Below are 13,342 nucleotides of genomic sequence, written 5' to 3' on the forward strand. Positions count from 1 at the left end.
TTTCTCTGTGGCCCGGCGCAACGTCGGGCCTTTTTACGACTTTACGTGCAAGGAAATCCGTTTCATGTCCTGGTTGCAGCGTTTGCGCATTGATAAATTTTTGCTGGTTCTGATTTTGGTGGTGATCGTCGCCTCGCTGTTCCCTTGCGAAGGCATCTGGAAAACCTTCTTTGAACACCTGACCACCGCCGCCATCGCGCTGCTGTTCTTTATGCACGGCGCCAAGCTGTCGCGCGAGGCGATCGTCGCCGGCATGAGCCACTGGAAGCTGCATCTGCTGGTGTTCCTCAGCACCTTTGCGCTGTTCCCGCTGCTTGGGCTGGCGATGAATCTGCTGGTGCCGGGCATCATGACGCCGACGGTCTATCTCGGCTTCCTCTATCTGTGCGCGCTGCCGGCCACGGTGCAATCGGCCATCGCCTTTACCTCGGCGGCGGGCGGCAACGTGGCGGCGGCGATCTGCAGCGCCTCGGCGTCGAGCATTCTCGGCGTGTTCCTGTCACCGCTGCTGGTGGGGGCGTTGATGCATACCCAGGGCGGCAATACCGACGTGCTGCACGCCATCGGTTCAATCATTCTGCAGCTGATGGTGCCGTTCGTGGTCGGTCACCTGGCGCGGCCGCTGATCGGCAAGTGGGTCGATCGCCATCGCAAGCTGATCAACCTGACCGACCGTTCGTCGATCCTGCTGGTGGTATATACCGCGTTCAGCGCGGCGGTGGTGGAAGGGATTTGGCATCGCATCGACGGCTGGTCGCTGCTGACCATCCTGGTGATGTCGCTGGTGCTGCTGACGGTGGTGTTGGTGATCAACACCTACGCGGCGCGCTGGCTGGGCTTCAACACCGCCGATGAAATCACCATCGTCTTCTGCGGTTCGAAAAAGAGCCTGGCGAACGGCATCCCGATGGCCAACGTGCTGTTCCCGGCCGCGGCGGTGGGCGCCATGGTGCTGCCGCTGATGATTTTCCACCAGGTGCAGCTGATGGTGTGCGCGGTGCTGGCGCAGCGCTATGCGCGTAAAACCGCCAAACAACGGGCCGAGGCGGAGGCGCTGGCGGCCAAATAGAACGCAGGCCGCTAACGGCAGCCCAGCGCGTCGAGCAGAAAGTCGGCGCGCTCCTCGGGTGAGGCGCGCGGCAGTTCCTGCAGCCGATAGCCCGATCGGCGGTAGACGGCCAGCATCGCTCGATAGGTCTGCTCGGCTTCGGCGAAAGATTGTTTTCTCTCGCTGTCCTGCGCGTAGATCGCTCGCCACGGCGGGGCGATGAACACCGTATCGGCATAGCGAAAAGCGCCGATCGCCGCGGTTAAGGGGGCGGGGATCGGCAACCCGCACAGCGTCAGGTAACCGGCGATATCCGGCAGGCCGCGATCGAAGAACCAGCATGTTGCGCCCGTCGCTTCCCGCCATGAGCGCAGTTCCCAATCCAGCATCCGCTCGGCGAAGGCCTGGCGATCGCCCCACGGCAGCGCATTGCCGCCAATACTCACCTGCTCCTGAATAATCGCCCGGCCCGCCTCCTGCGAATGCGGGTAGCCACGGCGATGAAGAACCTCGATGAGCGTGCTTTTGCCCGAACCCGGGCCGCCGGTCAGCACGATGCGGCGTAGTTTGTCAGACATAAGAAATTCCTCTAGTGCGGCAGAGTTATGGGTGAAAACAGCGATAAAGACGAGCAGGCAGAAGAAAACGGGGGATGAGAAGAAGGCGCCGTGTGGCGCCTTGGGGGAATTTAACCTTGCACTTTGGCGCGCAGCGCCTGTTTTTCCTGCTCGCTGAGGAAGGCCAGCTTCAGGCCGTTTTCCTGCGCGGTGCGGATTTCCTCCGGCGTCAGCCCGGCCTGCGGCGCGGCGACGCGGTATTCGTGCTCGATCTCGATGCCCTGAACCGCCGGATCGTCGGTGTTGATCGATGCCAGCACGCCGTGGCGCAGGAAGGTGGCCAGCGGATGCTGCGCCAGCGAAGGCACGGTGCTGGTCTGGATGTTGGAGGTCAGGCAGGACTCGATGCCGATGCCGTGTTCCGCCAGGAAGTCCATCAGTGCCGGATCTTCGACCGCTTTCACCCCGTGGCCGATACGCTCGGCGCCCAGCTCGCGGATCGCCTGCCAGATGCTTTCCGGGCCGGCGGCTTCGCCCGCATGCACGGTGATGCGCAGGCCGGCATCGCGCGCGCGGTTGAAGTGGTTGAGGAACAGGCTGCCGGGGAAGCCCAGCTCATCGCCCGCCAAATCCAGCGCGGTAATGCCGTCGCGGTGCGCCAGCAACCCTTCCAATTCCTGCAGACAGGCGGCCTCGCCAAAGGTGCGGCTCATGATGCCGATCAGGCGAATGTCGATGTCGCGATCGCGGCAGCCCGAACGGATCCCGTCGATCACCGCTTCCACCACGCCGGCGACCGGCAGCTGGTGCTTCATCGCCATGTAGTAAGGGGAGAAACGCAGCTCGGCGTAGTGCAGGCCGGCGTTGGCGGCGTCTTCGACGTTTTCGTAGGCCACCCGGCGGCAGGCGTCCAGATCGCCCAGCACCGCCACGCCCCAGTCCAGTTTCTGCAGGAAGCTGACCAGATCCGGTTCGGCGTGGGTGATCTGCACGTGCGGGCGCAGGCTCTCCAAATCGTTGGCCGGCAGGGCGAGATTGAATTGGCGACCGAGGTCGAGAATGGTCTGCGCGCGGATGTTGCCATCGAGATGGCGGTGAATGTCGGTAAGCGGTAGGCGGGGATCGATCATGCTGGGCACTCGCTAATTTATCGTAGGTAAAGTGCAGAACAGTATAAAAACAAATGAATGAAACTTACCATCTCGTTGCATAAAAAAGTGACTTGAATCACAAATAATGCGAGATCTATCGCATTATCGTCGTGAATCAGGCTTTCAACACGCTGACGCCCGCCTGCTGCAACGGCGCGATCAATGCGTCGTCGGTGGCGCGTTCAACGATGATGGTATGCGCCAGCGTAATATCGCCGATCGCATACTGCGAGGCGGCGTTAAGCTTGGCGGCGGAGGCCAGCACCACGGTTTCCGCCGCGCGGGCCGCCAGCGCCCGCTTGATGTAGGCCTCTTCCAGATCGCCGGTGCTCAGCCCCGCGGTGGGGTGCACGCCGGTCACGCCCATAAAATAGATATCGGCGCGAATATGCGACATCGCTTCCACCGCGGCGGCGCCGACGCTGACGATCGAATGCTTGTACAGCCGGCCGCCGATCAGGATCACCTCCACCGTGGGGTGATCGACCAGGCCTACGGCAACGCTGGGGCTGTGGGTGACGATGGTGGCGTTCAGGTTGGGCGGCAGCTGCCTGACCAGCTCGGCGGAGGTGGTGCCGCCATCGATAATCACTACCTGGCCGGGAGCGATCAGCGCCGCCGCCGCTTTGGCGATCGCGCGTTTGGCGCCGGATTCCAACTGATTGCGCTCGGCGAAGCTGGCAATTGCAGAGGAAACCGGCAGGGCGCCGCCATGTACCCGTTGCAGTAACCCCTCGGCGTCCAGTTCGCGCAGATCGCGCCGGACAGTGTCTTCCGACAGCCCGAACATTTCGCTGAGCTGCTTGGCCAACACCTGGCCATCCTGGGCCAGTTTTTCCAGGATGATTTTCTTGCGCTGGCTGGTCAACATGGCCATTTTCCTCTCAAATTTGCTTTGCACGAAATATCTTGATCATACACGAAATTGCACGATAGTATCAATTTCCTTCCTCTGGCGGAGTAAACCGATGATAGCCACCAAAGACAGGGTTCGCATTGTCGAAACCCGGGTGTTGTCCGATGACTGGTACCTGCTGAAAAAAACCACCTTTGATTTTCTGCGGCGCGACGGCGTTTGGCAGCGGCAAAGTCGCGAGACCTACGATCGCGGCGACGGCGCGGTGATTTTGCTGTTCAACCGGCGGGCGCAAACGGTGATCCTGACGCGCCAGTTCCGCTTTCCGGTGTTCGTCAACGGCCATGACGGCATGTTGATTGAGGCCGCCGCCGGGCTGCTGGATAACGCCTCGCCGGAGGCGCGCATCCGCGCCGAAGCGGAAGAGGAAACCGGCTATTTCGTGCAGAACGTGGAGAAGGTGTTCGAAGCCTACATGAGCCCCGGCTCGGTCACCGAGAAGCTGCACTTTTTCGTCGGCGAATATCAGGCGGGCGACCGCGTCAACGAGGGCGGCGGGGTGGTGGCGGAGGGGGAAGATCTGGAGGTGCTCGAGCTGCCGCTGGCGCAAGCCCTGCAGGCGGTTCGCCAGGGCACGATCGTTGACGCCAAGACCATCATGCTGCTGCAGTTTGTCGCCTTGAACCGCACGTTGGAGGAAGAACGATGAAAGCGCAACAAATCCTGATCGCCGGCCCCTATCGCAGCGGCACCGATGGCGATCCGCAGCGTATCGCTGCCAATCTGGCGCGCCTGGAACAGGCGGCGCTGGCGGTTTACCAGCGGGGGCACGTGCCGGTGATCGGCGAGTGGCTGGCGCTGCCTTTGGCGGCCGCGGCGGGTTCCACGCAGGTTGGCGATGCGGTGAGCGAGGCGTTTCTTTACCCGGTGGCCCACCGGCTGATTGCGCAGTGTCAGGCGGTGTATCGCATCGAAGGGGCATCTGCGGGGGCCGATAACGACGTGCGGCTGGCCAACGAGTGGGGCCTGACGGTCTATCGCCGCCTGGAGGAGATCCCGCCTGTTCAGGGGTAACGAAGGGGCGGGCAGAGGCTCGCCCCCTCGCGCTATTGCTCGTCCAGCACCAACCTCAATCCGGCGATCAGCTTGTCCATGCCGGCCTCCAGCTTGCTGCGCGGGCAGCCGACGTTGAGGCGCAGGAAAGCGCGGCCTTCCTCGCCGTAGGTAAAGCCCGGCATGATCGCCACCTTTTCGCGCTCGATCAGCACCTGCTGCAGCGCTCGATCGTCTACGGCCAGCGGCCGCAGATCGATCCAGGCCAGGTAGGTGGCCTGCGGCGGACGCCAGCCCAGCGCCGGAAACGCCTGCTCCAGCCGCTCGGCGACGTAGGTCAGATTATCCTGCAGGTAGTCGCGCAGGGCATCCAGCCAGGGTTCGCCGTGCCGATAGGCGGCCACGTGCGCGGCCACCGCCAGCACCGCCGGCGAAGAAAGGCCGTCGCGGGCTTTGAGCTGCTGGAAGTAGGCTTCGCGGCTGGCGGCGTCGCTGATGAAGCCGTAGGCGCCGGTCAGCGCCGGAATGTTGAAACTCTTGGAACCTGAGGTCAGCAGGGCCCAGGCGCCGCTCGCCACCTGGCTCCACGGTGTATGGCGGTGTTCCCCCCACACCATGTCCATATGGATCTCGTCGCTGATGACGCGCACGTCGTGGCGTTCACACAGTTCGGCCATCTGCTGCAGCTCGTCGCGGCGCCACACTTTGCCGGTGGGGTTATGCGGGCTGCACAGCAGCAGGATCTTGGTCTGCGGCCGCGCCAGCAACGCTTCGAGGTGCGCCATATCGCAGCGCCAGTCGTCGCCGGCTTTTTGCAGCGGGCAGGCCAACAGCTGGCGCTGGTTGGCGAGGATCACCTTGTAGAAAGCGTCGTAGGCCGGGGTATGGGTCACCACGTAATCGCCCGGCACCGACCACTGGCGGATCAGCTGCGCCGCCATGTAGATAACGGAAGGGCCGTACACCGCCGTCGCGGTGTCGATGGCGACGTTGAAACGTTGCTGATACCAGTGGCGCAGCGCGCCGAGAAAATCCTCGTGCTGCCAGCGGCTGTAGCCCAGCACGCCGTGCTGCAGGCGCCGCTGCAATGCGTCGAGAATGCACGGCGCGGTGGCGAAATCCATATCGGAGATGGTGAACGGCAGCAGGTCGTCGCTGCCGAAACGATCGGCGATATAGTCCCACTGGGTGCACCAGGTGCCGTGGCGGTCGATCGGGGTGGAGAAATCAAACATGGGTGGCTCCCTGCAGGGCCGCGGCAGGTTGCGCCGTGGCTATCAGTGAGTCTAATTCATCCTTCACCGATTGCACCTGCGGGCCGATCACCACCTGCAGATTATGGTCGTTGAGATGCACCACGCCGATGGCGCGGTTGGCCTTCAGCGCCGCGTCGTCCACCCGGCTCATGTCGTTGACCGACAGGCGCAGGCGGGTGATGCAGTTGTCCAGCGTGATGATGTTATTCGGGCCGCCGAGCGCCGCCAAAATCGCCGGCACGTTGTAGCCGGATTTGCCCACCGCGCCGCTCGGCGCGCTTTGGCTGACGGCGCCGTCGCTTTCGCGACCCGGCGTTTTGATGTTAAAGCGCTGGATGGCGAAGCGGAAAATGGCGTAATAGCCGACGAACCAGACGGCGGCCACCACCGGCACCAGATACCACTTGGTGGCGGTGCCGTGCAGAATGCCGAACACCACGAAGTCGATGATATTGCCGTCGGTATTGCCGATGGTCACGCCCAGCAGCGCCATCACGGTAAAGCCCAGCCCGGTGAGCAGCGCGTGGATCAGGTAGAGGAACGGCGCGACGAACAGGAACAGGAACTCGATCGGCTCGGTGGTGCCGCCGACCACGCAGGCTACCACGCCGGAAATCAACAGTCCTTTGATTTTATGACGGTTCTCCGGTTTGGCGCAGTGGTACATCGCCAGCGCCGCGCCCGGCAGGCCGCCGAGAAACGCCGGCATTTTACCCTGCGACAGGAAGCGGGTGGCGCTTTCGGCGAAGCCGGTGGTGGTTGGGCAGGAAAGCTGCGCCTGGAAGATGGTCAGGGCGCCGCTGACGCTGTGGCCGCACACTTCCATGGTGCCGCCCGCCTCGGTAAAGCGGATCAGCGCCACCAGAATGTGCTGCAGGCCGAACGGCAGCAGCAGGCGTTCGCCGGTGCCGAACAGCATCGGGCCAAAGGCGCCGGCGCTGTTGATCACCCAACCCAGCCCGGTGATGCCGGCGGCGAACCACGGCCAGATCAGCGGGATCACCAGGCCGCACAGGCCCAGCACCACGGTGGTGACGATCGGCACGAAGCGCGTGCCGCCGAAGAACGCCAGCGCGTCCGGCAGGCGGATGGTGTGGAAGCGTTCATGCAGGCGATAGACGATGATGCCGACGATCACCGCGCCGAGGATGCCGGTATCGATCGACTGAATGCCGAGGATGTTCTGGATATTGTTGGCTTTCAGCACCAGCGGATCGCCGGTGGGCAGCACGCCGGCGGCGGTCAGGTAGAAATTGGTGCCCAGATTCAGCACGGCGAAGCCGACGAAGCCGGAGAAGGCGGCGACGCCCTTGTTCTCGCGCGCCATGCCCAGCGGAATGGCGATGGCGAACATCACCGGCAGGAAGCTGAAGGCGAAGGAGCCTACCTTGCTCATCCAGGTAAAGATCAGCTGAAAGATCGGGTGGCCGATAAACGGCATCAGGGTGATCACGTCGCGGCTGCTCAGCGAGCTGCCGATCCCCAGCATGATGCCGCAGAAAGAGAGCAAGGCGACGGGCAACATGAAGGTTTTGCCCAGGCTCTGGAAGAACTCCCAGAGGGTGATTTTTGGTTTGTTGGCTGCTGACATAACCGACTTCTCCTGGCGAAAAGACGAGCAAAAAGAGGACTGCAGATTAGGTAAAAATAAGATAAAACGTTTTACCTAGCAAAAATGCGCCGCCAATCACAAATCTGCCGCCCGGTTTTTAGCGACAATGCGGCTGGCAGTAAAACGTTTTACTGAGATAACGGATTCGGTATACCCTTGATCATTACGGCGCGGGTTGCCCAGGAACGGGTTCGCAGAGACTATGAGCATCAAAAAGATCACCATCACCGATGTGGCGCAACAGGCGGGCGTGTCGGTCACCACGGTTTCCCTGGTGTTGAGCGGCAAGGGGCGCATTTCGCCGACCACCGTCGAGAAGGTCAATCAGGCGATAGAGCAGCTGGGCTACGTGCGCAATCGCCAGGCGGCGACGCTGCGCGGCGGGGAGTCCGGGGTGATCGGCCTTATTCTGCGCGACATCTGCGAACCCTTCTATGCCGAAATGACCGCCGGGCTGAGCGAAGCGCTGGAGGCGCACGACAAGCTGCTGTTTTTGACGCAGAGCGGGCGCGACGGCCAGGGCTTGCAGCGGGCGTTTGACGCGCTGCTGGCGCAGGGCGTCGACGGCATCGTGCTGGCGGGCGGCATTCGCGCGGCGGCGGGCCTGAAGGAGAAGGCGGCCGAGCAGGGCGTACCGCTGGTCTGCGTGGCGCGCTCCAGCGGCCTCGATGGCGTGGACGTGGTGCGGCCGGACAACATGCAGGCCGCCAAGCTGGCCACCGAATTTTTGATCAAGCGCGGCCACAGCCAAATCGCCTACCTCGGCGGCCAGAGCGATTCATTGACGCGCGCCGAGCGGCTGGGCGGCTTTTGCGCCACGCTGGTGCAGTACGGCCTGCCGTTTCGCAGTGAATGGATCGTCGAGTGCGATTGCCGGCAGCGCCAGGCGGCGGAAGCGGCGGAGCAACTGCTGCGCCATTACCCGAATATTACCGCCATCGTCTGCCACAAGGCGTCGGTGGCGCTCGGCGCCTATTTTGGCCTGGCGCGCAGCGGCCGCAGCATCGGTTCGGACGGGGTCGACGCCTACTACGGGCGGCAGGTGGCGCTGATCGGCTTCGGCGACGTGCCGGAGGCCGAACTGACCGAGCCGCCGCTGACCTTCGTCTCCAGTTCGGCGCGGGAAGTGGGGCGCAGCGCCGCCGCGCGCCTGCTGCAGCGCATCGGTGACGCCGACCTGCCGGCGCAGAACGTCATTCTGCCGCCGACGCTGATCCGGCGCGGCTCCGCCTAGCCCTGCTGCTGTTCCTCCTCCGCCTCCCGGCGGATCCAGCCGATAAAGGTTTTCATCGCCGGCGTCAGATCTCGCGATTTCAAATGGGTCAGCCAATAGGCGCCGAGCGCGGCCTCGGCGGCGAACGGCCGCTGCAGCGCGCCGGCGGCCAGTTCGCGGCGGAACATGCTGACCGGCGCCAGCGCCACGCCATCGCACTGGATCGCGCCTTCCACCATCAGCCTTGATGAGTCGAACACCGGGCCGTTGATCCGCCACGGCGTCACCTGTGCCGCCGCGAACCAGTGCTCCCACTCGTCCTTGCGGTAGGTGCGCATCAGCTGCTCGTGCTGCAGATCCTGCGGCGTGCGCAGGCGCGCGGCGACCGCCGGCGGGCAAAGCACCGTCAGCGGCGCGTCGAACAGCTTGATATTGCAGGTAGCGGGCCAGAGGCCTTCGCCGAAGCGGATGGCGAAATCCATGCCGTCGGCCGACAGATTGACCAGGTTGTTGTGGGTCAGCACCCGCAGATCGATAAACGGGTGCGCCGTGCGGAATGCCGCCAGCCGCGGCATCAGCCAGCCGACAGCGAAGGTGCCGACCACCGCCACCGTCAGCACCTCGTGGAAATGCCCGCCTTCGAACTGCTGCAGCACCGCTTCGATGCGGTCGAAGGCGTCGCTCAATACCGGCAGCAGCGCCTGGCCCTCTTCGGTCAGATCCAGCCCGCGCGGCAGGCGGCGGAACAGCTGAATGCCCAGCTGTTCTTCCAGCATGCGCACCTGCTGGCTGACGGCGGCCTGGGTGACGCGCAGCTCCAGACCGGCGCGGGTGAAGTTCAGGTGGCGAGCGGAGGATTCGAACGCCCGCAGGGCGTTGAGGGGAAGTCGATTGCGCATTGTCGATAGCCATAAGTTTTTCTTTATGCTGGCTGAAATTATTATCGCTTGTCAACCCGGCGGCAAAATCCGATATTTGGCGCGGCTGCTGTGAGCGTCGCCGCAGCCGTAAAGGAATGACATCATCAATCAGGGAAAGCGCCGTGCATAACGCCAATAAAAACTTTTGGCCGCGGCTGATACCCTGCAACCTAAGAGCTTCTATCATGACGAAAATGAACCGCCTGGCGGCCGCGCTGATCGCCGCACTGATCTTGCCGACCGCTCAGGCCGCGCAGCAGCAGGATATCGACGCCGTTATTCAGCCGCTGATGAAAAAATATGGCGTACCGGGCATGGCGATCGCCGTGTCGGTCGACGGCAAACAGCAGATTTACCCGTATGGCGTCGCCTCGAAGCAGACCGGCAAACCGATCACCGAGCAGACGCTGTTCGAAGTGGGCTCGCTGAGCAAAACCTTTACCGCGACGCTGGCGGTCTATGCGCAGCAGCAGGGCAAGCTGTCGTTCAACGATCCGGCCAGCCGCTACCTGCCCGAGCTGCGCGGCAGCGCCTTCGACGGCGTCAGCCTGCTGAATCTGGCGACGCATACCTCCGGCCTGCCGCTGTTCGTGCCGGACGACGTCACCAACAACGCCCAGCTGATGGCCTACTACCGGGCCTGGCAGCCGAAACACCCGGCGGGCAGCTACCGGGTCTATTCCAACCTCGGCATCGGCATGCTGGGCATGATCGCCGCCAAGAGCCTCGACCAGCCGTTTATCCAGGCGATGGAACAGGGGATGCTGCCGGCGCTGGGCATGAGCCACACCTACGTTCAGGTGCCGGCGGCGCAGATGGCTAACTATGCGCAGGGTTACAGCAAGGACGATGAGCCGGTGCGGGTCAATCCCGGCCCGCTGGACGCCGAATCTTACGGCATCAAATCCAACGCTCGCGATCTGATTCGCTATCTGGACGCCAACCTGCAGCAGGTGAAGGTGGCGCAGCCATGGCGCGACGCGCTGGCCGCGACGCACGTCGGGTATTACAAGGCGGGCGCGTTCACGCAGGATCTGATGTGGGAGAACTACCCGTACCCGGTGAAACTGTCGCGTTTGATTGAAGGCAACAACGCCGGGATGATCATGAACGGCACGCCGGCCACCGCCATCACGCCGCCGCAGCCGGAATTGCGCGCCGGCTGGTATAACAAAACCGGCTCCACCGGCGGCTTCTCCACCTACGCGGTATTTATCCCGGCGAAAAATATCGCCGTGGTGATGCTGGCCAACAAGTGGTTCCCGAACGACGATCGCGTCGAGGCGGCTTATCACATCGTCCAGGCGCTGGAGAAGCGCTGACGGCCAGGGGCGCTGACGAGGCGCCCCTACCAGCGATGCTGCCGTTCACGTTGCTCGCGCATGAAATCGATAAAGGCGCGCAGCTTGAGCGGCAGATGCCGGCCGGCGGGGAAGTAGATGAAAAAGCCCGACGCTTCGCTGGCGTAACCCGGCAGCACTTCCACCAGTTGCCCCTGCGCCAGCTCCTGCAACACCGTGCCCTGAAAACGCTGTGCGATACCCAGGCCCGCCAACGCCGCATCCTTGAGCAGCCGATCTTCGTTAAAAATCAAACTGCCGCTGACGTCCAGCGCGCGTTCATCGTCGCCCAGGCTGAAATACCAGGGTTCCAGTTTGCCGCTGCCGGGAAAACGGTAGCGCAGGCAGTGGTGAGCGGGCAGATCGTCCGGCGTGGCCGGTACGCCGCAGCGCGCCAGATAGTCGGGCGAGGCGACCAGCACCCGACGCTGGCCGTTGTCGATCGGCACGGCGATCATGTCCTTTTGCAGCATGGCATGCATGCGAATGCCGGCATCGAAACTGCCCAGCACCAGATCGGAAAAGCGGTCTTCGGTAAAAAGTTCCAGCTGCACGTCGGGATAGCGCCGTTGAAATTCCGCCAGATGCGGCATTACCAGCAGAGAAGCGGCCAGCTGCGGCAGCGTAATGCGCAGCAGGCCCGCCGGCTGCGCGCCCAGAGCGCGCACGTCGTCCGCCGCCACGTCGATCTGGCTCATCGCCGGCGATACCTTCTGATAGAACAACCGGCCCTCGTCACTGAGGCGCACCGAGCGGCTGGTGCGGTGAAATAACCGCACTCCCAGCTGATTCTCCAGCGCCTGAATGTTTTGCGACACCGCCGGCGGCGTGACGCCCAGTTGGCTGGCCGCGCGGGTAAAGTTGCCCAGGCGCGCGACGGCTTCGAAATAGGGCAACAGCTGCAGGAGTGAACTCATCTATCAATAACCTGTGCTTAATGATTCATTAAATTATGCCTTATTTTAATTTATGACGAAGGTTTTAGACTGATTTAACTTTCCATCAGAGAGATGAAAATCATGTCGGCAGAACAACGGGCGTTAACAGAACGGATCGCGGCGATCGATCAACAGGCGATGGCCGAAGGGCGCATCGTGGGTAGCGTAGTGCTGGTGGCGCGGCGGGGCGAGATTTGCTACGCCGGGGCGGCCGGCTATGCCGATCGCGAAGCGCGGCGGCCGATGCGGCGAGAAACGCAGTTTCGACTGTCGTCGGTCTCCAAACCCTATACCACGCTGGCGGCGCTGCGCCTGATTGAGCGGGGCAAGCTGAGCCTGGACGACACGCTCAGCGACTGGCTGCCGTGGTTCACTCCGGCGTTGGCGGACGGCCGGCGCCCGGCGATCAAGATTCGTCATTTGCTGAGCCACACTGCCGGGCTGGACTATCGGTTGAACCAGCCGCCGGCGGGCGTTTATCATCAGCTGGGGATCCAGGACGGCGTGGAGCTGTCGACGCTGACGCTGGAGCAAAACCTGCGGCTGTTGGCACAGGCGCCGTTGCTGTCGGCGCCGGGGGAGCGCTTCAATTATTCGCTGGCGATCGACGTGCTTGGCGCGGTGCTGGAACGGGTGACGGGCATGCCGCTGCCGCAGCTGTTTGTCGAATGGGTGGCGCGGCCGCTGGGGCTCGGCAATACCGCGTTTTATGCGATGGACGCCGCGAATCTGGCGACACCGTATTACAACACGCCGCAAGGGCCGCAGCGCATGCATGAAGGCCTGCGGCTGGCGCTGCCGGAGGAGATGGCGGGGGGCGAGGTACTTTTTTCACCCGCGCGGGCGCTTAACGCCGGGACCTATCCTTCCGGCGGCGCGGGCATGGTCGGCGATGCCGACGATGTGCTGCGGCTGGTGGAGGCGCTGCGCAGCGGTGGGCAGGGCATGTTGCGGCCGGACACGGTGGCGTTGCTGCGCAGCCCGCATGTGGGGGCGCAGGCGCAAACGCAAGGGCCGGGCTGGGGATTCGGTTTCGGCGGGGCGCTGCTGGTGGACGCAGATGCCGCGCAGACGCCGCAGCATGCCGGCACGCTGACCTGGGGCGGCGTTTACGGCCACAGCTGGTTCTTTGATCCACAGGCGCAGCTGAGCGTGGTGATACTGACCAACACCGCGTTTGAAGGCATGTGCGGCCGCTATCCGCAGCAAATCCGCGATGCGGTTTACGCCGCGGAAATGGGGTAAATAAAAAGGGCCCCGCATGAACTGACCCCCAGAAGTTGGACGATGTAAATTCAGGCGGCCTTCATGGCCTGGGTTCGATACTCTACCGGACTCAGGCCTTTTAGTTTCTCTCTGAGGCGGCTGTGGTTATAGTAATCAATGTAGTTCTCTATT

At 63.3% G+C, this 13,342-nt stretch carries 14 protein-coding genes; 6 read left to right on the top strand and 8 right to left on the bottom strand.

What is annotated here, in order from left to right:
* The first annotated feature begins 64 nt into the window (after window positions 1-64).
* Window positions 65-1,069, top strand: a complete 1,005-nt coding sequence (locus tag REA38_RS11490; protein WP_033648207.1) for a bile acid:sodium symporter family protein — start codon at window positions 65-67, stop codon at window positions 1,067-1,069.
* A gap of 11 nt (window positions 1,070-1,080) precedes the next feature.
* Here the strand turns inward: REA38_RS11490 and REA38_RS11495 are convergent, their stop codons facing one another.
* From REA38_RS11495 to REA38_RS11505, 3 genes are all read right to left on the bottom strand, one after another.
* A complete protein-coding gene (locus REA38_RS11495) occupies window positions 1,081-1,626 on the bottom strand; it encodes an AAA family ATPase (protein ID WP_308885879.1) in 546 nt (181 codons plus the stop codon).
* 110 nt (window positions 1,627-1,736) lie between these two features.
* Window positions 1,737-2,735 (bottom strand): adenosine deaminase, encoded by a 999-nt coding sequence (gene add, locus REA38_RS11500; RefSeq protein ID WP_019455941.1) that lies wholly within the window; start codon window positions 2,733-2,735, stop codon window positions 1,737-1,739.
* Between the two features lie 136 nt (window positions 2,736-2,871).
* Window positions 2,872-3,627: a DeoR/GlpR family DNA-binding transcription regulator gene (locus REA38_RS11505; RefSeq protein ID WP_041034945.1), complete on the bottom strand. Its 756-nt coding sequence runs from the start codon at window positions 3,625-3,627 to the stop codon at window positions 2,872-2,874.
* 97 nt (window positions 3,628-3,724) lie between these two features.
* Between REA38_RS11505 and REA38_RS11510 the strand changes: the two genes are divergently transcribed.
* Window positions 3,725-4,321, top strand: a complete 597-nt coding sequence (locus tag REA38_RS11510; RefSeq protein WP_049196846.1) for an NUDIX domain-containing protein — start codon at window positions 3,725-3,727, stop codon at window positions 4,319-4,321.
* Complete coding sequence (locus tag REA38_RS11515; protein WP_033638420.1) at window positions 4,318-4,686, top strand: hypothetical protein; 369 nt, start codon at window positions 4,318-4,320, stop codon at window positions 4,684-4,686. The genes REA38_RS11510 and REA38_RS11515 overlap by 4 nt, the downstream gene beginning before the upstream one ends.
* A gap of 32 nt (window positions 4,687-4,718) precedes the next feature.
* On the opposite strand, the gene REA38_RS11520 is transcribed toward REA38_RS11515, so the two are convergent.
* A complete protein-coding gene (locus tag REA38_RS11520; RefSeq protein ID WP_308885880.1) occupies window positions 4,719-5,900 on the bottom strand; it encodes a MalY/PatB family protein in 1,182 nt (393 codons plus the stop codon).
* A complete protein-coding gene (malX, locus tag REA38_RS11525; RefSeq protein ID WP_049196842.1) occupies window positions 5,893-7,512 on the bottom strand; it encodes a maltose/glucose-specific PTS transporter subunit IIBC in 1,620 nt (539 codons plus the stop codon). Before malX ends, REA38_RS11520 begins: the two co-directional genes overlap by 8 nt.
* A gap of 223 nt (window positions 7,513-7,735) precedes the next feature.
* Between malX and REA38_RS11530 the strand changes: the two genes are divergently transcribed.
* Window positions 7,736-8,767, top strand: a complete 1,032-nt coding sequence (locus REA38_RS11530) for a Mal regulon transcriptional regulator MalI (protein WP_033648213.1) — start codon at window positions 7,736-7,738, stop codon at window positions 8,765-8,767.
* Here the strand turns inward: REA38_RS11530 and REA38_RS11535 are convergent.
* Window positions 8,764-9,645: a LysR family transcriptional regulator gene (locus REA38_RS11535; protein WP_060435947.1), complete on the bottom strand. Its 882-nt coding sequence runs from the start codon at window positions 9,643-9,645 to the stop codon at window positions 8,764-8,766. The two genes, REA38_RS11530 and REA38_RS11535, sit on opposite strands and share 4 nt — an antisense overlap.
* Window positions 9,646-9,851: 206 nt before the next feature.
* Between REA38_RS11535 and blaSRT the strand changes: the two genes are divergently transcribed.
* Window positions 9,852-10,988, top strand: coding sequence for an SRT/SST family class C beta-lactamase (blaSRT, locus tag REA38_RS11540; RefSeq protein ID WP_049196835.1), 1,137 nt, complete (start codon window positions 9,852-9,854; stop codon window positions 10,986-10,988).
* A gap of 26 nt (window positions 10,989-11,014) precedes the next feature.
* Here the strand turns inward: blaSRT and REA38_RS11545 are convergent, their stop codons facing one another.
* A complete protein-coding gene (locus tag REA38_RS11545) occupies window positions 11,015-11,923 on the bottom strand; it encodes a LysR family transcriptional regulator (protein ID WP_308885881.1) in 909 nt (302 codons plus the stop codon).
* A gap of 102 nt (window positions 11,924-12,025) precedes the next feature.
* On the opposite strand from REA38_RS11545, the gene REA38_RS11550 reads away from it, so the two are divergent.
* Window positions 12,026-13,189, top strand: a complete 1,164-nt coding sequence (locus tag REA38_RS11550; protein ID WP_308885882.1) for a serine hydrolase domain-containing protein — start codon at window positions 12,026-12,028, stop codon at window positions 13,187-13,189.
* A gap of 50 nt (window positions 13,190-13,239) precedes the next feature.
* On the opposite strand, the gene REA38_RS11555 is transcribed toward REA38_RS11550, so the two are convergent.
* Window positions 13,240-13,342, bottom strand: a 103-nt coding sequence (locus REA38_RS11555) for an IS3 family transposase (protein WP_308885854.1), incomplete at its 5' end; no start/stop codon positions are given.

Origin of the sequence: Serratia sp. MF1(2023), assembly GCF_030954545.1 — a bacterium.
GTDB classification, from domain to species: domain Bacteria; phylum Pseudomonadota; class Gammaproteobacteria; order Enterobacterales; family Enterobacteriaceae; genus Serratia; species Serratia sarumanii.

Bases quoted from the DNA above. Each gene is read 5' to 3' on its own strand.
- REA38_RS11490 (WP_033648207.1), top strand. From the start codon at position 65: ATGTCCTGGTTGCAGCGTTTGCGCATTGATAAATTTTTGCTGGTTCTG.
- REA38_RS11495 (WP_308885879.1), bottom strand. From the start codon at position 1,626: ATGTCTGACAAACTACGCCGCATCGTGCTGACCGGCGGCCCGGGTTCG.
- add (WP_019455941.1), bottom strand. From the start codon at position 2,735: ATGATCGATCCCCGCCTACCGCTTACCGACATTCACCGCCATCTCGAT.
- REA38_RS11505 (WP_041034945.1), bottom strand. From the start codon at position 3,627: ATGTTGACCAGCCAGCGCAAGAAAATCATCCTGGAAAAACTGGCCCAG.
- REA38_RS11510 (WP_049196846.1), top strand. From the start codon at position 3,725: ATGATAGCCACCAAAGACAGGGTTCGCATTGTCGAAACCCGGGTGTTG.
- REA38_RS11515 (WP_033638420.1), top strand. From the start codon at position 4,318: ATGAAAGCGCAACAAATCCTGATCGCCGGCCCCTATCGCAGCGGCACC.
- REA38_RS11520 (WP_308885880.1), bottom strand. From the start codon at position 5,900: ATGTTTGATTTCTCCACCCCGATCGACCGCCACGGCACCTGGTGCACC.
- malX (WP_049196842.1), bottom strand. From the start codon at position 7,512: ATGTCAGCAGCCAACAAACCAAAAATCACCCTCTGGGAGTTCTTCCAG.
- REA38_RS11530 (WP_033648213.1), top strand. From the start codon at position 7,736: ATGAGCATCAAAAAGATCACCATCACCGATGTGGCGCAACAGGCGGGC.
- REA38_RS11535 (WP_060435947.1), bottom strand. From the start codon at position 9,645: ATGCGCAATCGACTTCCCCTCAACGCCCTGCGGGCGTTCGAATCCTCC.
- blaSRT (WP_049196835.1), top strand. From the start codon at position 9,852: ATGACGAAAATGAACCGCCTGGCGGCCGCGCTGATCGCCGCACTGATC.
- REA38_RS11545 (WP_308885881.1), bottom strand. From the start codon at position 11,923: ATGAGTTCACTCCTGCAGCTGTTGCCCTATTTCGAAGCCGTCGCGCGC.
- REA38_RS11550 (WP_308885882.1), top strand. From the start codon at position 12,026: ATGTCGGCAGAACAACGGGCGTTAACAGAACGGATCGCGGCGATCGAT.